General features: G+C 67.8%; 18 protein-coding genes and 1 pseudogene. 16 read left to right on the top strand and 3 right to left on the bottom strand.

What is annotated here, in order from left to right:
• Positions 1-309: pseudogene (locus H0U68_RS06590) on the top strand (amino acid dehydrogenase); the annotation flags it as partial.
• Complete coding sequence (argE, locus tag H0U68_RS06595; protein ID WP_296353847.1) at positions 306-1,508, top strand: acetylornithine deacetylase; 1,203 nt, start codon at positions 306-308, stop codon at positions 1,506-1,508. The pseudogene H0U68_RS06590 and the gene argE, both read left to right, overlap by 4 nt.
• A gap of 16 nt (positions 1,509-1,524) precedes the next feature.
• Here the strand turns inward: argE and H0U68_RS06600 are convergent, their stop codons facing one another.
• Positions 1,525-2,355, bottom strand: coding sequence for an AraC family transcriptional regulator (locus H0U68_RS06600; RefSeq protein WP_296353850.1), 831 nt, complete (start codon positions 2,353-2,355; stop codon positions 1,525-1,527).
• A 79-nt stretch (positions 2,356-2,434) separates the two neighbouring features.
• Positions 2,435-3,349, bottom strand: a complete 915-nt coding sequence (locus H0U68_RS06605) for a LysR family transcriptional regulator (RefSeq protein ID WP_296353854.1) — start codon at positions 3,347-3,349, stop codon at positions 2,435-2,437.
• A gap of 101 nt (positions 3,350-3,450) precedes the next feature.
• On the opposite strand from H0U68_RS06605, the gene H0U68_RS06610 reads away from it, so the two are divergent.
• Genes H0U68_RS06610 through H0U68_RS06625 form a run of 4 tightly spaced genes read left to right on the top strand, consistent with a single transcriptional unit; the run spans position 3,451 to position 5,789 of the window.
• The gene (locus H0U68_RS06610; protein ID WP_296353883.1) at positions 3,451-3,819 is read left to right on the top strand and encodes a metalloregulator ArsR/SmtB family transcription factor; all 369 of its coding nucleotides are present in this window, start codon (positions 3,451-3,453) and stop codon (positions 3,817-3,819) included.
• Positions 3,816-4,349 (top strand): SRPBCC family protein, encoded by a 534-nt coding sequence (locus H0U68_RS06615; protein WP_296353856.1) that lies wholly within the window; start codon positions 3,816-3,818, stop codon positions 4,347-4,349. Before H0U68_RS06610 ends, H0U68_RS06615 begins: the two co-directional genes overlap by 4 nt.
• 28 nt (positions 4,350-4,377) lie before the next feature.
• Positions 4,378-5,037, top strand: a complete 660-nt coding sequence (locus tag H0U68_RS06620) for a dihydrofolate reductase family protein (protein ID WP_296353858.1) — start codon at positions 4,378-4,380, stop codon at positions 5,035-5,037.
• Complete coding sequence (locus H0U68_RS06625; protein WP_296353860.1) at positions 5,037-5,789, top strand: hypothetical protein; 753 nt, start codon at positions 5,037-5,039, stop codon at positions 5,787-5,789. Before H0U68_RS06620 ends, H0U68_RS06625 begins: the two co-directional genes overlap by 1 nt.
• Positions 5,790-5,932: 143 nt before the next feature.
• Here H0U68_RS06625 and H0U68_RS06630 read toward each other — a convergent pair whose 3' ends face one another.
• Positions 5,933-7,636 carry an AMP-binding protein gene (locus H0U68_RS06630; RefSeq protein WP_296353862.1) on the bottom strand — a complete coding sequence of 568 codons (1,704 nt, stop codon included), beginning with the start codon at positions 7,634-7,636 and terminating at the stop codon, positions 5,933-5,935.
• A gap of 384 nt (positions 7,637-8,020) precedes the next feature.
• Here H0U68_RS06630 and H0U68_RS06635 point away from each other — a divergent pair, with 384 nt between their 5' ends.
• The 10 genes from H0U68_RS06635 to H0U68_RS06680 all read left to right on the top strand — a co-directional run.
• Positions 8,021-8,911 carry an acyl-CoA desaturase gene (locus H0U68_RS06635; protein ID WP_296353864.1) on the top strand — a complete coding sequence of 297 codons (891 nt, stop codon included), beginning with the start codon at positions 8,021-8,023 and terminating at the stop codon, positions 8,909-8,911.
• A 71-nt stretch (positions 8,912-8,982) separates the two neighbouring features.
• On the top strand, positions 8,983-9,243 hold the full coding sequence (locus H0U68_RS06640) for an acyl carrier protein (protein ID WP_296353866.1): 261 nt from the start codon (positions 8,983-8,985) through the stop codon (positions 9,241-9,243).
• Entirely contained in the window at positions 9,240-10,097 is an 858-nt protein-coding gene (locus tag H0U68_RS06645; RefSeq protein ID WP_296353869.1) for a cyclopropane-fatty-acyl-phospholipid synthase family protein, read from the top strand. The genes H0U68_RS06640 and H0U68_RS06645 overlap by 4 nt, the downstream gene beginning before the upstream one ends.
• Complete coding sequence (locus H0U68_RS06650) at positions 10,094-11,326, top strand: cytochrome P450 (protein ID WP_296353871.1); 1,233 nt, start codon at positions 10,094-10,096, stop codon at positions 11,324-11,326. Before H0U68_RS06645 ends, H0U68_RS06650 begins: the two co-directional genes overlap by 4 nt.
• On the top strand, positions 11,310-12,923 hold the full coding sequence (locus H0U68_RS06655; RefSeq protein ID WP_296353873.1) for a fatty acyl-AMP ligase: 1,614 nt from the start codon (positions 11,310-11,312) through the stop codon (positions 12,921-12,923). The genes H0U68_RS06650 and H0U68_RS06655 overlap by 17 nt, the downstream gene beginning before the upstream one ends.
• Positions 12,924-12,934: 11 nt before the next feature.
• Positions 12,935-13,354, top strand: a complete 420-nt coding sequence (locus H0U68_RS06660) for a PaaI family thioesterase (protein ID WP_296353875.1) — start codon at positions 12,935-12,937, stop codon at positions 13,352-13,354.
• Positions 13,355-13,365: 11 nt separating this feature from the next.
• Positions 13,366-14,589 (top strand): cytochrome P450, encoded by a 1,224-nt coding sequence (locus H0U68_RS06665; RefSeq protein WP_296353876.1) that lies wholly within the window; start codon positions 13,366-13,368, stop codon positions 14,587-14,589.
• Between the two features lie 11 nt (positions 14,590-14,600).
• On the top strand, positions 14,601-15,074 hold the full coding sequence (locus H0U68_RS06670) for a cupin domain-containing protein (protein WP_296353878.1): 474 nt from the start codon (positions 14,601-14,603) through the stop codon (positions 15,072-15,074).
• Positions 15,075-15,106: 32 nt separating this feature from the next.
• Complete coding sequence (locus tag H0U68_RS06675; RefSeq protein WP_296353880.1) at positions 15,107-15,568, top strand: PaaI family thioesterase; 462 nt, start codon at positions 15,107-15,109, stop codon at positions 15,566-15,568.
• 209 nt (positions 15,569-15,777) lie between these two features.
• A partial coding sequence (locus tag H0U68_RS06680) for a HAMP domain-containing protein (RefSeq protein WP_296353882.1) occupies positions 15,778-19,540 on the top strand: 3,763 nt, incomplete at its 3' end.

A 19,540-nucleotide genomic window follows, 5' to 3' on the forward strand; every position in this document is an offset into this window, starting at 1 on the left:
GCGCAACTGCGCGCGGGCGTGGTGGCGGGCGCCGCCAACAACCAGCTGCGGCGGCCGGAAGATGCGGACCGGCTGGCGGCGCGCGGCATCCTCTACGCGCCCGACTACATCGTGAACGCCGGCGGCATGGTGCAGCTCGCACTGGAACACATGGGCCGGCTGGGCGAACTGCAGCCGCGCCTGCAGGGCATCGGCGCCACGCTCGAGCAGGTGTTCGCCGCCGCGGTGCGCAACGGCACCAGCACCGCCGCCGCGGCCGACGCATTCGCCGAAGGCCGCCTGGCGGCGGCAAGCGCCGCGTCCGCGTGAGGGTGGATAACACCGAAGACGCGCGCGAAGCGCAGCAGGTGCTGCAGCTTTTGCAGACGCTGGTCGCCTTCGACACGACGTCGGCGCGCTCCAACCTGGACTGCCTGCACTGGATCGCCGACCACGCGCAATGCTTCAATCCCAGGGTGCGCTTCACCTATAGCGCCGACGGCAGCAAGGCCAACCTGCTGCTTTCATTCGGGCCGGACGTGGCGGCAGGCGTGGTGCTGTCCGCCCACACCGACACCGTGCCGGTGGACGGCCAGCCCTGGAGCGCTCCGCCGTTCGAGGCGCGGCAGCGCGGCGCACGCGTGTACGGCCGCGGCACCTCGGACATGAAGGGTTTCATCGCGGCCTGCCTGGCGGCGCTGCCGCACTGGCACCGCGAAGGACTGGCGCGGCCGATCCACCTGGCGCTGTCGTACGACGAGGAGATCGGCTGCGTCGGCGTGCCGCGGCTGCTGGACGACTTCAGCGCGCACGTGCCGCCGCCCGCGCTGGTGTGGGTGGGCGAGCCCACGGGCATGCGCATCGCCACCACGCACAAGGGCGTGTGCGTGTTCCGCACCGAGTTCTTCGGCCGCGACGCGCACTCCAGCCTGCCGCAGCTGGGGCACAGCGCCATTGCCGACGCGGTGCGCTTCGCGCATTTCCTGCTGGCGCTGGGCGTGGAGGCGGCCGAGCGCACCACGCGCGTGCCCGGGTTGCTGCCGCCATACACCACGCTGAACATCGGCCGCATCGAGGGCGGCGCGGCGCTGAACATGGTGGCGCGCCGCTGCGTGCTTGAGTGGGAGTTCCGTGCCATTCCTGAGGACGACATGTCCGCACTGCGCCAGCGCATCGACGACTTCCTGGCGGTGCACGCGACAGCGCGCGTCGGCGGGGACGACACCGGCGCGCCGCCGGCCGGCGCGGTCGCGCACGATGCGACGGTGGTGGTGCCGCCGCTGCGTCCCGATGCCGCTCAGCGCGGCCTGGAACTGCTGCGCCGCGTGGTGGGCGACAAGCCGGAGATCGCCGTGCCGTTCGGCACCGAGGCCGGGCACTTCCAGCTGCGCGGCTGGCCCACGGTGGTGTGCGGTCCCGGCGCCATCGAACAGGCGCACCAGCCGGACGAATGGATCGAAGTGGCGCAGCTCGCAGAGTGCGTGCGGGCGCTGCGCCGGCTGCCGGCATTCCTGGCGTCGCCCGGCTAGCGCTTTTCGTTTGCGCCTATTGCCGCGAGTGCAGCGCCGCGAAGCGGCCCGGCGTCAGGTCGAACGCGCGCTTGAACAGCCGCGTGAGGTGGCTTTGGTCGTAGAAGCCGACTTCCACCGCCACCTCCGCCGGCGCGACGCCGGCCTGCAGCTTCTGCTTGGCGGCGATCAGCTTGAGCTGGTTGGCATAGGTGTGCGGCGGCAGGCCGAACTCCTTGCGGAAAGCGCGCATCAGGTGGAAGCGGCTCAGGCCGGCCGCCTGCGACAGTTCGTCGATGCTGAAGTCGCGCATGAAGTTGGCGTGCACGAACGCGTGGGCGGTGCGCAGCCGGTGCTTGTCGTTGCCCACGCGGCCCGGGGCCATGCGCGGCAGGCCGTAGCGCGAGAACAGCAGACCCATGGCCGACCACCACAGCGCCTGCCGTGCGGCCAGGCCGGCGTCGTCGTACAGGCCGGGCGCGATGGACAGCTTGCGGTGCATGCCGTCGCGCAGCACGTCGGACAGCGCGTCCAGCGAGGGCTCGTCCAGGTAGATGGCGCGGTAGCGCCAGCCGGCGTCGCCGTGCACGCGGCCGCAGTGGTATTCGCCGGCGGCGAACACCCACACCGTTCCCGGCCCCGAGCGCTCAGTGCCGAAGCGCGTTTCCACTTCGCCCGAGCCCTGCTCGGTCACCACGATCACCAGTTCGTCGTGCAGGTGCCGCTCGAAGCGGTGCGCGGCGTAGTGCGCATCCATCAGCCAGGCGCCCTCCAGCGCGTCGTCGCGCCAGAAGCGGGCGCGGCCGGCGGCCGGCGCATGGGCATCGGAAAGATTTGGAGAGAAGGAAGGGGAGGAGGTTTCTGCCATGGTGTGCCGCAACTGCTGGAGCAAATCTATGCGGCATGCTTGCATCTGTCCAATATGTTTTGGACACGCCATCCATGCATCAAACAGATGGCGGGCGGCGGCGCTTCGCGATGCTGCGATCATCGCGCAGGTGCTCCAGCAGGCCGCGTGCTGCGCGGCTGAGCGCATGGTCCTTGCGCCAGCACAGGCCGACTTTCAGGCGGTCGCCCTCCTGCTCGGGCAGCTTCAGCCGCGCGACGCCCTGCTCGCCTTCGATGGCGGCAGCCGGCAGCGTGGTGGCGGCAAGCCCGGCCTTCACAGCGGCCACCAGCAGGCCGGGGTTCTCGGACTCGATGGCGATCTTCAGTGGGATGCCCAGCTGCGCCGCGTACTTCTCCACCAGCGCGCGCTGGTGGTAGCCCTCGGGATACACCGCCTGCGGGTGGCGCAGCAGCGCCGCCCAGCCGATGCGCTGCGCGCCCGGCGCCACCGCGCCCTGCGGCAGACAGGCAATGTTCTGGAAGTCCCAGACCGGCAGCGACTCCAGCTGCGGCATCGCCTCGCGGTACGAGATCACGCCCAGGTCGATTTCGCCGCGCAGCACCATCTGCTCGATCTCCAGCGCGCCGGCCTGCCGCAGGTGCAGCCGCACGCCGGGAAATTTCGCCATGAAGGACGGCAGCACGTGGCGCAGCGCGAACTGCGTGACCATGGCCGGCGCGCCGACGCGAACATGGCCCATGGCCATGGTTTCGACGTCGCGGATCTCGGCGCGGATGCCGTACAGCTGGCGCAGCGCCGGCTGCGCGCGCTCCAGCAGCAGCCCCCCGCTTTCGGTGAGCTCCACGCTGCGCCGCCCCCGCACGAACAGCTGCGTGCCCAGCTCGCGCTCCAGCTCGCGGATGGCCACGCTGACCGCCGACTGCGCGATGTGCAGCTGGTTCGCGGCGGCGGAAAAGCCGCCTGCCTCCACCACCGCCATGAAGACTTCCACGCGCCGCAGCTTGATGTTCATGCCGGGATCATGGCCGATTCACAGGCCTGCAAAGCAGGGCGCTGTTGTGTCATTCAACGAAGTGGTTGACTTTCTTCCGGCGCCCGGATAAATTCAACTCCATGGTTGAATATCACGCACCGCAACTCGACTCCCTGTTCCACGCACTGGGGGACGCCACGCGGCGGCGCATGCTTCGCGAGCTGGCCGATGAGGAGCGGACCGTCAGCGAACTTGCCAAGCCATTCGCCATGTCGCTCGCCGCGGCTTCCAAGCACATCAAGACACTCGAGAGTGCCGGGCTGATCACGCGCGAAGTGCGTGGCCGCACGCACCTGTGCCGGCTCAACCCGGGGCCGCTGGCCAGCGCGCACGAGTGGCTGGGCTTCTACGAGCGGTTCTGGACCCAGCGCCTGGACCTGCTCGAACAGCTGCTGCGCAGCGAAGACGCCGCCGCGAAATTACCTACCCCTGATGGAGATGAAAAGTGACCGATGTCGTATCCCCCGGCGCCTATGGCGTGCTGACCGAACCTTCGACTTTGAAGCTGCAGCGGCTTCTGCCGGGTCCGGTCGAACGGATCTGGGCCTACCTGACCGACAGCGACCTGCGGCGCCAGTGGCTGGCCGCGGGGCAGATGGACAAGAAGGCGGGCACGCCCATCGAGTTCGTCTGGCGCAACGATGAACTCTCCAACCCGCCCGGCAAGCGCCCGGCCGGCTTTCCGGAGGAGCAGCGCATGGACAGCCGCATCACCGAGTACGAACAGGACCGCAAGCTGTCCTTCACCTGGCAGGGCAGCGGCGACGTGTCCATCGAGCTGGAGCCCAAGGGCAGCGAGGTGCTGCTCACCATCGTGCACCGCCGCCTGCCCGACCACGCCACGCTGCTGAAGGTGGCGGCCGGCTGGCACATGCACCTGGACCTGCTGGCCGCCAGCGCCGCGGGCAAGGAGCGCGCGCCGTTCTGGGACGGATGGGCCCGGCTGCTGAAGGACTACGAACAGCGGCTTCCCGCCTGATGGCACACGCAAGAAGCAAGGACATCCCATGCGCAAATTGATTGCCGGAATGAAGATTTCCATCGACGGCAAGATGGAAGGCCCCGAGGGCACCGCCGACTGGGTGACGGCCTGGTCGGACGACTACGGCGTCGTGCCCGAGGTCGATGCCTGCATCCTGGGCGGCGGCATGTACTCCGGCTACGAGTGGTACTGGAGCGCGATCCAGACCCAGCCGGACACCCCCATCTGGATCACCGGCAAGCCGCCGACGCCCGAGGAAGTGGCGTACGCCGCCTTCGTCGCGCGCACGCCGCATTACGTGCTCTCCAACACCGTGACCACGGCCACCTGGCCGCAGACGGCGTTCCTGCACGGCCCCGACGACGTTGCGGCGTTGAAGAAGCAGCCGGGCAAGGGCATCTACCTTGTCGGCGGCGCGCGCACCACGTCCAGCCTGATCGACGCCGGACTGGTGGACGAGCTGCGGCTGATCGTGCATCCGCTGATCGCCGGCCAGGGCAAGGCGCTGTTCGGCCCCGACCAGTGCCGGCGTCCGCTCGCGCTGCAGAAAGTGCAGCAACTGCAAGGCGGCCTTGTGGGCCTGGTCTACGCGATCGACAACACCGTGACGAGCGACGCTGCAACGAAAGACGCCGCAGCGAAGGACACGGCAACGAACGACGCCGCAGTGAAGGAAGCCGCCTGATGAAGCGCATCGCTTTCCTGGCGCCGGTCGCCGCCGCAGCTTTCATCGCCGCGCAGGCCTGCGCGGCCGGCACGGCGCTCGACCCGATGCCCAAGGACCTGGAGGCCAGGTTCGCCTTGAGCGCATTGCCGGCGGCGCTGCGCAAAGACGCCACGGTGTACCTGCTGGATCCGGGCAAGGGCTACGTGCTTTCCCGGCAGGGAACGAGCGGCCTGGCGTGCCTGGTCGAGCGTACCGTCTGGGAGTGGGCGGAACACCGCGACGATGTGTTCATTCCGCTGTGCTACGACGCCGCCGGCACCGCGTCGTACCTGAAGGTCATCGTGGACACGGCCGCGATGCGTGCCCAGGGCATGGATGCGCCAGCGCTGAAAACCGAGATCGAGGGCCGCTACAAGAGCGGAACCTACGCGGCGCCGAAGAAGCCGGGCCTGTCGTACATGGTCGCTCCGGTCATGCGCGCATTGGGGCCGCCGGACATGAAGATGCACACCATGTCCATGCCGCACCTGATGATCTACGCACCTGGCGCCACCAACGAGGACATTGGCGCGAAGCCGGACCTGGCCGTCGCGGCGAGCCTGCGCTACCCGTTCATCGACAAGCAGGGCAATGCCGAACAGAGCTACATGATCCAGATGCTCGGCGCGACGGAAAAAAAGCAGGTCCTGGCCGAGGAACAGGCGCTGCTGCGCGACCTCTGCACGTACCGCCATGTGCTTTGCCTCGGCGGCAAAGGCATGCAGCACTGAGCAGGCGCGAGGAGCACGTGGCCATGTCTCCAGAGGCCATGCTCGCCGTCCACGCGGTGCTGGGCTGCATCAGCATCGCGGGCTGCGCCCTCATCGTCGTTCTCGCCGAGTGGATTCCGCCCCCGGGCTAGCTTTTGCGTTGCCTAGCCCTGGTTGCGCAGGCTGGGAAAGTCCTCTTCGCGGAATTCCGTTTCGCCGCGCTCTCCGGCCGCGAAGCGCGTCGCCTCCTGCGCGCGCAGCTGCACGCGGCGGATCTTGCCGGAGATGGTCTTGGGCAGCTCCTCCACGAACTCGATGCGGCGCACCCGCTTGTAGGGCGCCAGCTGGCGCCGCGCGAAGGCCAGGATGTCCTCGGCCAGCGCGGCGTCGCCGGTGCGCCCGGGCGCAAGCAGCAGGTAGGCCTTGGGCACGGCCAGGCGCACCGGGTCGGGGCTGGGCACCACCGCCACTTCGGCCACCGCCTCGTGCTCGATCAGCGCGCTTTCCAGCTCGAACGGGCTGATGCGGTAGTCGGACGCCTTGAACACGTCGTCGGCGCGGCCGACGAAGGTGAGGTAGCCGTCGGCGTCGCGCGCCGCCGTGTCGCCCGTGTGGTAGTAGCCGTCCCGCATGGCCTCGGCGTTCTTTTCCTCGCTGTCCTGGTAGCCGGCCATCAGGCCGGTGGGGCGTTCGCGCAGGTCGATGCAGACCTCGCCTTCGTCGGCCTCGTTCCCGTCGGCGTCGATCAGCGCGATGCGGTAGCCGGGCAGCGGCAGGCCCATCGAGCCGGCCTTCACCGGCAGGCCGGGCGAGTTGCCGACCTGCGCGGTGGTCTCGGTCTGCCCGTAGCCGTCGCGCAGGCGCAGTCCCCAGGCGGACTGCACCTGCTCGATGATCTCGGGGTTGAGCGGCTCGCCGGCGCCGACCACGGAGTGCAGCGCCAGCCTGGGTTTCCAGGCGGCCAGGTCTTCCTGGATCAGCAGGCGCCAGACGGTGGGCGGCGCGCACAGGCTGGTCACGCCGCAGCGCGCCAGGGTCTCCAGCAGCGCCGGCGCCGAGAAGCGCGGCGTGTTCTGGATGAACACGCAGGCGCCGGCGTTCCACGGCGCGAACAGGCAGCTCCAGGCGTGCTTGGCCCAGCCGGGCGAGGAGATGTTCAGGTGCACGTCGTTTGGCCGCAGCCCCAGCCAGTACATGGTGGACAGGTGGCCGACCGGATAGCTTTCGTGGGTGTGCAGCACCAGCTTGGGCTTGGAGGTGGTGCCCGAGGTGAAGTACAGCAGCAGCGGATCGGTGGCGCGGGTCGGGCCATCGGGCGCGAAGCCGGTGGGCGCCGCGTCGGCGTCCGCATAGGGCAGCCAGCCCTCGGGCGCCGCGCCGACGCAAATGCGCGTGTAGCCGCCCGCAAGCTGCGCGAACTTAGAAGTCTGCGCCGTGCTGGTCACCACGTGGCGCACCTGCCCCCGCGCGAGGCGGTCGGCCAGGTCGTCGGGCGTCAGCAGCGAGGTGGCGGGGATCACCACCGCGCCCAGCTTCATCGCCGCCAGCATGGTCTCCCACAGTGCCGGCTCGTTGCCCAGCATCAGCAGGATGCGGTCGCCCCGGCGCACGCCCGCCGAATGCAGCCAGTTGGCCACCTGCGCGGAGCGCTGCGCCAGCTGCGCGAAGCTCGCACGGTGCTCGGTCCCGTCGGCCTCGACGATCCAGAGCGCTGTCGCGTCGTTGCCCTGGGCCAGGGTGTCGAAGTGGTCGAGCGCCCAGTTGAAGTGCTCCAGGCGCGGCCAGCGGAAGTCGCGCACCGCCGCCGCGTGGTCGTCGCGCAGCGTGAACAGCAGGTCGCGGGCGGCGCGGAAGTTCTCGTTCGTCATCTGCTTGGGTGTAGGTGGAAGGTCGTCCTGCGGCATGCTATTTCAGCACGCTTGCGGATGCAACGATGCGAAACAAGTTGCTGCGTTTCCAGCATTGATGAATGCGGGCTTGTCTTTGCAATTGCGGCAGCGCAGAGATGTGCGTCATTCCTAATTTTGGATTGCATGAAAATAGCGAATTCAATCAACGACTTGCGCCACCTCTTTCGTGCAACTCAGACTAAAGTTCCGGGCTTTTGCAGCGCACCCTCATTGGGAAAGTGGCAAGAATATGACTCTGGGTGGGTTTGCATTCGGGTGATACCATCCGCCGGATTGCTGCCTTGAAGGGCAATTCAAAAGGGACAGGGGAAATTCATGCACGAGAGTCGACATGTCGTCGAGATGCCAAAGATCCATGCGCTGCAGCGCCGGCATTTTTTGCTGTTCGACGTTATTCCCCTGCTAATTGTCGCGGCGACTCCGTTCTATTGGAGCTCTCTTTACCGCGGCCTGCCCGAACTGGCCCTGCTGTTCGTGATGTGGCTTCTGACTGGCTTCGGAATCACGGTGGGCTACCACCGGCTGTTCACGCACCGTTCCTTTGCCGCGTCCAAATCCGTGCAGACGGTGCTTGCCGTGCTGGCGTCGATGGCCGGACAAGGCGGCGTGGTGTCGTGGGTCGCCATCCATCGCCTGCACCACGAGAAAAGCGACGGCGCCGGCGACCTGCATTCGCCCAATCTGCACGGCGAGGGATTCCTCAACAAGGCGCGCGGGCTGCTGCACTCGCACTTCCTGTGGATGGGCAAGCACCCCTATCCCAACGTCGCCCGCTACGCGCCCGACATCCTGCGCGCGCATCACCTGGCCGCCGTCAACCGCCGCTACATGTGGATCGCCGCCGCCGGGCTGGCGCTGCCCGCGGCGGTGGGCTACGGCATCCACGGGGACCTGCGCGGCGCGGTGTCGGGCCTCTACTGGGGCGGCATCCTGCGGCTGCTCATCCTCGAGCACATCATCTGGTCCATCAATTCGGTGCTCCACGTCTGCGGCGACCGTGCCTACCAGACCAAGGAGAACAGCCACAACATGGGCGCGCTCGGCCTGCTGACCCTGGGCGAGTCCTGGCACAACAACCACCACCGCTTTGCCAATTCGCCCAACTTCGGCCTGCGCTGGCGCAACCTCGATCCCGGCTATTGGGTCATCCGCGCGCTGGCCGCCTGCGGCCTTGCTTCGGACCTGAGGCTGCCGGATGCGGACCAGATCGCCCAGGGATCGCCCGGGTCCTGAGTTCGCCGTTTCCCGTCACCGTCGCGCCCGCCCGGGCGTTCCTTGCCAGCCTAGAGAAGAGGAAATCTGCCGTGTCCACACAAGTCGAAAGCCGCAGCGCGAGCGACATCGCGGACTGGTGCGTCCAGTTCGTCGCCAAACTCATCGATATGCCGGTCGAACGGGTGAGCGTCGACGCCGAATTCGAGTCGTTCGGCCTCGATTCGGCGGCCACCGTAAGCCTGGTCATGGAGCTCGAGGAGTGGCTGGGCCGCCCGGTGGATGCGGAGGTGGTGTTCATGCATCCCACCATTTCCTCGCTCGCGAACCATCTTGCGAAAGAGCCGGCGTGACAGACCGCGCGCGGGCGCTGGAGGCGATCCAGTTCCACTACGACGTGGGTAACCCGTTCTACGCGCTGTGGCTGGACCCGCGGATGGTCTACTCGTGCGCGATGTGGAATCCCGGCATCGCCGCCGACGACCTCGCGGGCGCGCAGCTGGCCAAGCTGGACTACCACCTGGACCAGGTCCGCGCGCGCGAGGCACGTGCACTGCTGGACGTCGGCTGCGGCTGGGGCGCGCTCCTGCTGCGCGCCGTGGAGCTTGGCGGCAAGCTGGAGCGTGCGGTCGGCCTGACGCTCAGCGAGGAGCAGCGCGACCACGTGGCACAGGCGGCGGCGCACCCGCAGATCGCCTGCAAGCTGGAAAACTGGCTGGACCACCGCCCCGAACAGCCGTACGACGGCATCGTGTCCATCGGCGCCTTCGAGCATTTCGCCACCGCGCAGGACACGCAGGAGCTGCGCCTGGAGAAGTACCGGGCGTTCTTCCGCTTTTGCAGGGAGTCGATGGTGCGCGGCGGCCGGCTGTCGCTGCAGACCATCGCCTACCTGAACATGGACCGGCGCGACGCCAGCCAGTTCATGATGGCGGAGATCTTTCCGCACTCCGACCTGCCCTATTTGTCGGAAGTCACCACCGCGTGCGAAGGCATCCTGGAAGTCTCGGCGGTGCGCAACGACCGCCTCGACTACGCGAGAACCTGCAACCTCTGGCTGCGCCGGCTCAAGCAGCAGCGCGCGGCGGCCGAACGCGTCGCGGGCAGGGAAGTGGTGGAGAAGTTCGAGAAATACCTGGCGCTCAGCTCGGTGGGATTTCACCAGGGCAAGCTCTGCCTGTTGCGCCTGACCGCGCAAAAGACATGAGCCGTGTGCTGTTCAATCCGTTCTCGGAGCGCTTTCGCGCCGATCCGTACGAGACCTACGCCGCGCTGCGGCGCGAGCCCGCGTTCCGCGCGCTGGGCATGGTGGTCGTCACGCGCCACCCGGAGGTCAAGGCGGTGCTGCGGGACCGGCGCTTCAGCTCGGCGCTGATTCCCATGCTGGTGGAACGCCGGCTGCAGGAGTTCGGCATGCGCTGCCCGGAGGTGTCCGAGCTCGGCAAGAAGGCGATCGTCTTCACCGACCCGCCGGACCATTCGCGCCTGCGCCGGCTGGCCAACCGCACGTTCAACGAACAGGGCCTGCAGTCGCTGCGGCCGATGGCGGCGCAGCTGGCCAGGGACCACCTGGACCGGTATGCGCGCGAAGGCGGCGATTTCGTGCGCAGCGTGAGCCGGCCACTGCCGCTGAAGCTGCTGCTGTCGTGGATGGACATCGATTTCGGCCACATGGAAACGGTCGCCGCGCTGAACCACGACGTCCGCTATTTCCTGGAGCCGGGGGTCGTGACGCGCGAGCAGTTCGCCCACGTCTACGACTCGCTCAAGCAGTTCCTGGACTTCTTTCGCGGCTACGTCGCGCCGCGCGGCGAACGCCCCGGCGACGACTTCATCAGCCTGCTGCTGGCGCCCGCCGGCGCGCAGGACGGCTTCACTCCCGAGGAGGTCGCGTACATGTGCGTGATGGCCTTCGTCGCCGGCGCGGAAACCACGCAGGCGCTGCTCGGCACGGCGCTGTTCCTGCTGGCCAGCCATCCGGCGGAGTACGGCAAGCTGCTGTCGGGCGCGGTGTCGGCCGGCCAGGCCGCGCAGGAAATCCTGCGCTTCGAGGCGCCGCTGCAGATGACCAAGCGCCTGGCGCTGGAAGACATGGAAGTCGCGGGGGTCGCTGTCCGCGCGCAGGAGCAGGTGCTGCTGTGCCTGGGCGCCGCCAACCACGACGCGGATGTGTTCGCGGCCGCGGACACCTTCGACCTGGGGCGCGGCGACAGCCGCCAGCACCTTGGCTTCGGCTATGGCGCGCACGCCTGCCTGGGCGCCACGCTGGCCGAGATGCAGCTCGAAGTGCTGCTGGAGGAACTGGTGCGCAGGCAGCTTCCGCTGGCGGTGCTGGAGCCGCCGCGCTGGCAGAAGCAGTCCCTGATCATCCGGGGGCTGCAGTCCTTGCTGCTCGACACGTGCAGCTGGGAGACGGCCCTTGAGCACCATCGTTGACATCCTGCGCCAGCGCGCGGAACGCACTCCCGAGCGGATTGCCTACCGGTTCCTGGGAGAGCAGGGCGAGGAAACCTCCACGCTCACCTATGCGCAGCTCGCGCTGCGATCGCAGGCCGTGGCAGATGCCTTGTCGCGCTTTGCGCCGCGCTCGCGCGTGCTGCTTGCGCTGCCGACCTCGCCCGAGTTCTGCCACGTCTTCTTCGGCTGCCTGCTGGCGGGCGCCGTGGCCGTTCCGGTGGCGGTGCCCACGGTGCACCGGATGCAGGCCCTCATGGCCATCGCGCGGGAGTGCGATGCCGCGTGCCTGCTGACGCTCGGCGCGCTGGTGCAGCCGCTGCGCGCCGCGGCCGCCGAGGCGGGATTGCCCGGCATGGAAGTGCTCGACGTGCATGGCCTGCGGGAGCGCGCGCCCGGCGCCGCCGGGTTGCCGCAGCCGGACGACCTGGCCTTCCTGCAGTTCACCTCGGGTTCGACCGGTTCGCCCAAGGGGGTGATGGTCACCCACGGCAACATCATGGCCAACGAACGCATGATCCGCGAGGCGTTCGGGCACACCTCCGAGACGCGCGTGGTGGGCTGGGTGCCGCTCTACCATGACCAGGGTTTGATCGGCAACCTGATCCAGCCGCTGTACGTCGGCGCCGAATGCATCCTCATGGCGCCGCTGACCTTCCTGCTGCGCCCGCTGGTGTGGCTGCGGGCCATGAGCACCTACGCGGCGTCCACCAGCGGCGGCCCGAACTTCTGCTACGACCATTGCGTCGAGAAGATCCCCGAGCAGGCCAGCACCGGGCTCGACCTGAGCAGCTGGCGGGTGGCGTTCAACGGCGCCGAGCCCATCAGCGCTGGCACGCTGCGCCGGTTCTCGGACCGCTTCGCGCCGCAGGGTTTCGCGCCCCGGAGTTTCTTCCTGTGCTACGGCATGGCGGAGGCGTCGCTGTACGTGTCGGGCGGCCACCTGCAGGACCAGTGGGCCGCCGGCCCGGCGCCGGCCGAAGCGATCGACTCGGGGACCGTGCACCCGGAGATCTCGGTCGTCTTTCGCCCGGTCCGCGCCGGCGCGCTGGCGCTCGGGCAGGAAATCTGCGTAGCCGGGCCCAACGTGACGCCGGGCTACTGGGGCGGGCGCGCGGCGGAGTCGTTCTTCGTGCAGGACGGAAAAACCTATTTCCGCACGGGCGACACCGGCCACCTGCACGGCGGCCGGCTGGTGGTGAGCGGGCGCATCAAGGAAATGATGATCGTGCGCGGGCGCAAGGTGTATCCCTACGACATCGAGCGCACCGTCACCGGGGCCCACGACGCCTTTGTCGTGGGCGGCTGCGCCGTGGTGGCGCTCGGGGCGCAGGAACGGCAGGACGTCGTCGCCGTGCAGGAGGTGGAGCGCACGGCCCGCCATTCGCTGGACTACGCCGCCCTGGCGGGCGCCGTGCGCAAGAGCGTGGTGCGCCAGCACGACGTGCAGATCAAGCGCATCTTTTTCGCCAAGCCCGGCTTCATTCCGAAGACGTCCAGCGGCAAGATCCGGCGTACGCTGCTGGCGCGGCAGCTGCAGGACGCTGGGCACGACCCGAAGATCATCGCAACCCTGTGAGGAAAGAGAGCATGACGAACGAGGAAATGAAGGTTTACCTGCAGTCGATCATCGCCAAGACGCCGTTCGCGGCGTCGCTGGGGGCCGAAGTCCTGTCCATCTCGCCCGGGAACGTGGAGCTGGCGGTGCCCGTGGTTCCCGAGAAGATGAACCAGCACCACGGGTTCGTGCACGGCGCCATCCTCGGCTTCGTGGCCGACAGCGCCTGCGCCTGGGCTGCCGGCTCGGTCGCCGGCGACGTGGTGACCTCGGAGTACAAGCTCAACCTGCTCGCGCCCGCCGTGGGCGACCGGATCATCGGTGTCGGCAGCGTGATCAAGGCCTCGCAGCGCACCGTGGTCGCCAAGGCCGAGGTCTACGCGGAAAAATTCGGCGAACGCAAGCTCGTCGCCTTCGCCGTCGCGACGATCGCCAGGTTCGAATCCAAGTAGGGCCGGCAGCCATGTTCGGCGCCGACTTCTACCGCGATCCTTATCCCGTCTACAGCGGCCTGCGCGCCGCTGGCGACATGCACTTCAGCGAGGCTTTCGGCGGGCGTGGGACCTGGCTGGTCCCGCGCTACGAAGGCGCGGCCCGGGTGTTCAACGACCCGGGTCTCAGCGCGGTGCGCTCCCACCGGTTCTTCGACCAGTATTCGCCGCAGGTGCGCCAGGAACTGGAGGAATTCGCCCGGGTGTTCAAGCAGTGGGTCGTCTTTCTCGATCCGCCGGACCACGGGGTGTGGCGCAAGGTCATGATGGCCGGCTTCGCGGCGCATCGCGTGCGGCGCATGCAGGCCGACGTCGAGCGTGCGGTGGATGCGCTGCTGGACGACGCCGAGGGCGCCGGCACGTTCGACTTCATCGGAAAGTTCGCCTATCTGCTGCCCATCCTGGTGGTCGCGGCGGTGATGGGCGTGGATGCCCGGGAAACCCCGCGCTTTCTTGCCTGGGCCGAGGACATCGCGTCCTTCTTCGGCAATCCGGGCGCGCCGGCCGCGGCGGCCAGGAAAGCGCAGGAGGCGGTGCTGGCGCTGCACGCGCACTTTCGCGGCCTCGTCGCGCAGCGCATCGCCGAGCCGCGCGACGACGCCGTGACCCTGATGGTGCAGGCGCTGCAGGCCCTGCCCATGGACGAAGAGGCCCGGCACGCCTGCATCCACGACGTCCTGCCCGCGCAGTGCGCCGGGCTGCTGTTCGCGGGGCATGAAACCACCAGCAATCTCATCGGCAACGCAATGCACGCGCTGTTCCGGCACCCGCAGCAGCTGGAGGACTTCGTCGCCCGGCCGGAGCTGGGGCCGCAGGTGGTGCGCGAAGCGATCCGCTACGACACTTCCGCGCAGTTCAGCAGCCGGCTGGTCGAACAGGCCTTCGAGTTCTGTGCCGTGCGGCTGGAGCCGGGGCAGATCGTCATCGCGCTGACCGGATCGGCGAATCGCGACGAGCGCGTGTTCTCGCAGCCGCAGGAATTCCGCATCGGGCGGACCGGAGAGCCGCAGCCGCTCACGTTCGGGAACGGACGCCACTATTGCCTGGGGTCGCACCTGGCGATCCTGGAGATGGAGCTCGCCTTGCGCAAGCTGGTGACGCGTTTTCCCCGGCTTCAACCGCTGTCCCAGGAGCTGGAATGGACCGCGAATTTCAATTTCCGCGGGCTGCGCTCCATGCAGGTCCGCATCAATTAAGGAGTCCGCGTATGGCCGATCTCGCGTTGGAAGTCAAAGGCGCGCCCGGCGCCCTGATGCTCAAGACGGACAGCATCCCGTGGACGGATTTCCCGAGCGGGCAGACCGAATTCAAGCTGCTTCACGTTCACCTGCAGACGGGCGGCTCGACCTATCTGGTGCGCAACAAGCCCGGAGCGAATCTTCCCATTCACCAGCATCTGGGCGCCGTGGAGGTCTACACCATCCAGGGCGAATGGAGCTACCAGGAAGGCGCGGTCGGTCCCGGCGACTATTCCTACGAGCCGCACTGCGTTGTCCACAAGCCGGCCGGGGAGAGCGACGGATTCCTGCTGTTCGTGATCCAGCACGGATCGACCATCTTCTTCTCACCCGACGGGACTCCCGACTCCATCCTCGATTGCCACCGCCTCTACACGCGGGCCAAGGCGAACAATGCGGTGGCGCACCTCAAGCACCTGGATCACCTGATGATCGAGCGCTGAGGGACGGCAAATCAGCAGCAGAGGACTCCGACATGGATGCAGGGAACGAAGCGGTGCCCGCGGGCTATGTGCCGCACAACCACCGGGGTCCGCTGACCGATCCCTGGGAGCCGATCTTCGAAAAGACGGTCGGCGCCGCGCTGTGGCTTGGCCTGAGGGTGAGACAGGCGCATTGCAACAGGCGGATGTTCGTGCACGGCGGCCTGATCAGCACGCTGTCGGACAACGCGATGGGCCTGTCGGCCGCTCTTGCGCTCAAAGAGCAGTCGGGCGGGCAGTCCGGCGCGGGCGTGACGGTCAACCTGAGCGTGGACTTCCTGGGGGCCGCGCAAGTCGGGCAATGGCTGGAGGTCCACCCGCGGGTGCTCAAGGTCGGTGGGAGCCTCGCCTTCGTGGACGCGGTGGTGCTCGCCGACCAGAAGATGGTCGCCCGGGCGAGCGCGGTGTTTCGCATCCACGTGGAAAAAACCGCCTCCAAGGCTTCGCGATCGTGATGGGCGCCGCCGCGGGAGCTGTGAATTCTTTCCTTATCCTGCATTCCTGAGCTTGTCGCTTCCAAGGCACACAGCCGCGCTACGTCGGAAATGTCCTACGCTTCTGACAAACGGTAACGGAGACACTACCGCTGCGTTGCATTCCGTGATGCAGCGCGTGTCATCGTCCATTCAGAAAATTGCCGTGTACGGCCCAGGATCACACACACATGAGCGAAATTGCGCCCAGGAAAAAATCGGCCAAGGCAACGGCCGCAGTGACGGCCCCGGCTACGGATGAGCTGACTCCCATCCAGACACGTGATGCGGCCGCAACGCGCGCCGCCAACGAACAGTCCCGCCAGATCCTCACCGCCCTGAAAGCCTTCGCCGCAGGCGACTTCCGCACCCGGCTGCCGGTGAGTTGGACCGGCACCGACGGGCGCATCGCCGAGGCGTTCAACGACTGCATCATGAACGCCGAGCGGGTCACCAGTGAGGCCGACCGCCTGAGCGAAACGGTGGGCAAGGAAGGGCGGCTGTCGCAGCGCATCACCATGCCGGGTGCGATCGGCGGCTGGGCCGACCAGGTCACCTCGCTCAACACGCTGATCGACGACCTGGTGCGCCCGACCACCGACATCGCCCGCACCATCGGCGCCGTCGCCAAGGGCGACCTCGGCCAGTCGATGGACCTGCAGGTGGACGGCCGGCCGCTCAAGGGCGAGTTCCTGCGTTCGGCCAAGCTGGTCAACACCATGATCGAGCAGCTCTCGGTCTTCACCTCCGAAGTGACGCGCGTGGCGCGCGAGGTGGGCACCGAAGGCAAGCTGGGCGGCCAGGCCCAGGTGAAGGGCGTGTCGGGCGTCTGGAAGGACCTGACCGACTCGGTCAACCAGATGGCCGGCAACCTCACGGCGCAGGTGCGCAACATCGCCGACGTGACGATTGCCGTGGCCAACGGCGACCTGTCGAAAAAGATCACGGTGGACGTGCGCGGCGAAATCCTGCAGCTGAAGGAAGCCACCAACACCATGGTGGACCAGCTGCGCTCGTTCGCCTCGGAAGTGACGCGGGTGGCGCGCGAAGTGGGCACCGACGGCCGCCTGGGCGGCCAAGCCGTGGTGCCGGGCGTGGCGGGCACCTGGAAGGACTTGACCGACTCGGTCAACTCCATGGCCAACAACCTGACATCGCAGGTGCGCAACATCGCCACGGTGACGACGGCGGTGGCGCGCGGCGACCTGTCGCGCAAGATCACGGTGGACGTGAAGGGCGAGATCCTGGAGCTGAAGGAAACCATCAACACCATGGTGGACCAGCTCAACGGCTTCTCCTCCGAGGTGACGCGGGTGGCGCGCGAGGTGGGCACCGAAGGCAAGCTGGGCGGCCAGGCCACGGTGCCGGGCATCGCCGGCACCTGGAAGGACCTGACCGACTCGGTCAACTCCATGGCGTCCAACCTCACGGGCCAGGTGCGCAACATCGCCGACGTGGCGACCGCCATCGCCAAGGGCGACCTGTCGCGCAAGATCACGGTGGAAGTGAAGGGCGAGATCCTTCAGTTGAAGCAGACCATCAACACCATGGTGGACCAGCTGAACGCCTTCGCCGGCGAAGTCTCGCGGGTGGCGCGCGAGGTGGGCACCGAAGGCAAGCTGGGCGGCCAGGCCGTGGTGGAAGGCGTGGCCGGCACCTGGAAGGACTTGACGGACAACGTCAACTTCATGGCCAACAACCTCACGGGCCAGGTGCGCAACATCGCGGAAGTGACCACCGCCGTGGCCAACGGCGACCTGTCCAAGAAGATCACGGTGGACGTGCGCGGCGAGGTGCTGGAGCTGAAGAACACCATCAACACGATGGTGGACCAGCTGAACGGCTTTGCCTCGGAAGTGACGCGGGTGGCGCGCGAGGTGGGCACCGAAGGCAAGCTGGGCGGCCAGGCGCAGGTGCCCGGCGTGGCCGGCACCTGGAAGGATTTGACCGACTCCGTGAACTTCATGGCGTCCAACCTCACGGGCCAGGTGCGCAACATCGCCGAGGTGACCACCGCCGTGGCGCGCGGCGACCTCTCCAAGAAGATCACCGTGGACGTGCGCGGCGAAATTCTGGAGTTGAAGAACACCATCAACACCATGGTGGACCAGCTCAACGGCTTCGCCGGCGAAGTCTCGCGCGTGGCGCGCGAGGTGGGCACTGAAGGCAAGCTGGGCGGCCAGGCGCAGGTGCTGGGCGTGGCCGGCGTCTGGAAGGATTTGACCGACAACGTCAACTCGATGGCGTCCAACCTCACGGCCCAGGTGCGCAACATCGCCGACGTGGCGACGGCCGTGGCCAACGGGGACCTGTCCAAGAAGATCACGGTGGACGTGAAGGGCGAAATCCTGGAGCTGAAGAACACGCTGAACACCATGGTGGACCAGCTGAACGGCTTCGCCTCGGAAGTGACGCGGGTGGCGCGCGAGGTGGGCACCGAAGGAAAGCTGGGCGGCCAGGCGCAGGTGCGCGGCGTGGCCGGCACCTGGAAGGACCTGACCGACAACGTCAACTCCATGGCCAACAACCTGACGGGCCAGGTGCGCAACATCGCGGAAGTGACCACCGCCGTGGCGCGCGGCGACTTGAGCCGCAAGATCACGGTGGAAGTGAAGGGCGAAATCCTGGAGCTGAAGAACACCATCAACGTGATGGTGGACCAGCTGAACGGCTTTGCTTCCGAAGTGACGCGGGTGGCGCGCGAGGTGGGCACCGAAGGCAAGCTGGGCGGCCAGGCGCAGGTGCCCGGCGTGGCCGGCACCTGGAAGGATTTGACGGACAACGTCAACTTCATGGCGTCCAACCTCACAGGTCAGGTGCGCAACATCGCCGACGTGGCCACGGCCATTGCGCGCGGCGACTTGAGCCGCAAGATCACGGTGGAAGTGAAGGGCGAAATCCTGGCGCTGAAGGAAACCATCAACACGATGGTGGACCAGCTGAACGGCTTCGCCTCCGAGGTGACGCGGGTGGCGCGCGAGGTCGGCACCGAGGGCCGCCTGGGCGGCCAGGCACAGGTGCCCGGCGTGGCGGGCACCTGGAAGGACCTGACCGACAACGTCAACTCGATGGCGTCCAACCTGACCAACCAGGTGCGCAACATCGCCGACGTGACGATCGCCGTGGCCAACGGGGACCTGTCCAAGAAGATCACGGTGGACGTGCGCGGCGAAATCCTGGAGTTGAAGGAAACCATCAACACCATGGTCGACCAGCTGCGCTCGTTCGCGGCCGAAGTGTCCCGGGTGGCGCGCGAGGTGGGCTCCGAAGGCAAGCTGGGCGGCCAGGCCGTGGTGCCCGGCGTGGCCGGCACCTGGAAGGACTTGACCGACAACGTCAACTCCATGGCCAACAACCTGACCGGCCAGGTGCGCAACATCGCGGACGTGGCCACCGCCATCGCCCGCGGCGACCTGTCGCGCAAGATCACGGTGGGCGTGAAGGGCGAAATCCTGCAGCTGAAGGAGACCATCAACACCATGGTGGACCAGCTGTCGGCCTTTGCCTCCGAAGTGACGCGGGTGGCGCGCGAGGTGGGCTCCGAGGGCAAGCTGGGCGGCCAGGCCACGGTGCCGGGTGTGGCGGGCACCTGGAAGGACCTGACCGACAACGTGAACTCGATGGCGTCCAACCTCACCGCGCAGGTGCGCAACATCGCCGAGGTGACGATCGCCGTGGCGGCGGGCGACCTCTCCAAGAAGATCACGGTGGACGTGCGCGGCGAAATCCAGCAGCTGAAGGAAACCATCAACACCATGGTGGAACAGCTGCGCTCCTTCGCCTCGGAAGTGACGCGGGTGGCGCGCGAGGTGGGCACCGAAGGGCGCCTGGGCGTGCAGGCCGTGGTGCCCGGCGTGGCGGGCACCTGGAAGGACCTGACCGACTCGGTGAACACCATGGGCGTGAACCTCACGTCCCAGGTGCGCAACATCGCCGAGGTGACCACCGCCGTGG

Source organism: Ramlibacter sp., assembly GCF_013697775.1.
Lineage (GTDB): Bacteria > Pseudomonadota > Gammaproteobacteria > Burkholderiales > Burkholderiaceae_C > Ramlibacter.

Coding starts and splice junctions, on each gene's coding strand:
- H0U68_RS06600 (WP_296353850.1), bottom strand. CDS start 2,355: ATGGCAGAAACCTCCTCCCCTTCCTTCTCTCCAAATCTTTCCGATGCC.
- H0U68_RS06605 (WP_296353854.1), bottom strand. CDS start 3,349: ATGAACATCAAGCTGCGGCGCGTGGAAGTCTTCATGGCGGTGGTGGAG.
- H0U68_RS06610 (WP_296353883.1), top strand. CDS start 3,451: ATGGTTGAATATCACGCACCGCAACTCGACTCCCTGTTCCACGCACTG.
- H0U68_RS06620 (WP_296353858.1), top strand. CDS start 4,378: ATGCGCAAATTGATTGCCGGAATGAAGATTTCCATCGACGGCAAGATG.
- H0U68_RS06625 (WP_296353860.1), top strand. CDS start 5,037: ATGAAGCGCATCGCTTTCCTGGCGCCGGTCGCCGCCGCAGCTTTCATC.
- H0U68_RS06630 (WP_296353862.1), bottom strand. CDS start 7,636: ATGACGAACGAGAACTTCCGCGCCGCCCGCGACCTGCTGTTCACGCTG.
- H0U68_RS06635 (WP_296353864.1), top strand. CDS start 8,021: ATGCCAAAGATCCATGCGCTGCAGCGCCGGCATTTTTTGCTGTTCGAC.
- H0U68_RS06650 (WP_296353871.1), top strand. CDS start 10,094: ATGAGCCGTGTGCTGTTCAATCCGTTCTCGGAGCGCTTTCGCGCCGAT.
- H0U68_RS06660 (WP_296353875.1), top strand. CDS start 12,935: ATGACGAACGAGGAAATGAAGGTTTACCTGCAGTCGATCATCGCCAAG.
- H0U68_RS06665 (WP_296353876.1), top strand. CDS start 13,366: ATGTTCGGCGCCGACTTCTACCGCGATCCTTATCCCGTCTACAGCGGC.
- H0U68_RS06670 (WP_296353878.1), top strand. CDS start 14,601: ATGGCCGATCTCGCGTTGGAAGTCAAAGGCGCGCCCGGCGCCCTGATG.
- H0U68_RS06675 (WP_296353880.1), top strand. CDS start 15,107: ATGGATGCAGGGAACGAAGCGGTGCCCGCGGGCTATGTGCCGCACAAC.